The sequence below is a fragment of the Oleiphilus sp. HI0086 genome (assembly GCF_001635225.1).
Genome location: NZ_LWFZ01001277.1, coordinates 1 through 769, shown reverse-complemented (window position 1 = coordinate 769; position 769 = coordinate 1). Strand labels below are relative to the sequence as shown.

2 protein-coding genes are annotated in these 769 nt (G+C 49.4%); one reads left to right on the top strand and one right to left on the bottom strand.

The window, feature by feature from the left end:
• Nucleotides 1–14: 14 nt before the first annotated feature.
• Nucleotides 15–167, top strand: coding sequence for a hypothetical protein (locus A3756_RS29350; protein WP_368664614.1), 153 nt, complete (start codon nt 15–17; stop codon nt 165–167).
• Here A3756_RS29350 and A3756_RS21980 read toward each other — a convergent pair.
• The coding region (locus tag A3756_RS21980) for an ABC transporter ATP-binding protein (protein ID WP_068554649.1) at nt 164–769 on the bottom strand (606 nt) is incomplete at its 5' end. The two genes, A3756_RS29350 and A3756_RS21980, sit on opposite strands and share 4 nt — an antisense overlap.

Genomic DNA, 769 nt, shown 5'->3' with positions numbered 1-769 from the left:
TATATGAAGTCGGTATTCCTATGTATTTTGGCTCTCTCGTAGCCGGCTGCGTACTTGGCGTCACAGGTTATTTCGGCATAGACGCCATTTGGAAACGCGCAACCCTTAGAAAGTGGCACCACCGAGTCGCTGCCAGAAAAGCGAGAAAAGATAACAAGTCCGTTTAAACTGAAGCCTGCTCTGCAGCACTCCAGGGCTTCAACACACCTTCTTCCATGATTAATACTCTGTCCATCTTGTGCGCTAATTGCGTATCATGCGTTACGACAACGAAGCCTGTATCCAGCTCACGCTGCAAGGTCAGCATCACATCTTGGATCTTTCGTGCTGTGGTTTCATCCAAATTTCCCGTCGGCTCATCCATCAATACGCACTTTGGCTGATTGACCAGCGCACGAGCAATGGCAACTCGCTGACGCTCTCCTCCCGACAACTCAGAAGGCTTATGTTTAGCGCGTGCTGACAAGCCCACTAAGTCAAGCAATTCAAGCGCTCGCGCTTCTGCCAAACGCCGTTTCTGGCCAGCAATGAATAAAGGCATAGCAATATTCTCTACCGCCGTAAACTCCGCTAACAAGTGATGAAACTGATAAACAAAGCCCAGATTCTGATTTCTCAACTCTGTTAGGCGCGCCTCTGAGCACTGACTCAAGTCGCTACCACAAAGCCTTACAAGACCTTCGCTCGCTTTATCCAAACCACCCAATATATTCAACAAAGTCGTTTTACCAGAGCCGGAAGCGCCCAATACGCTGACCGACTCCCCCTT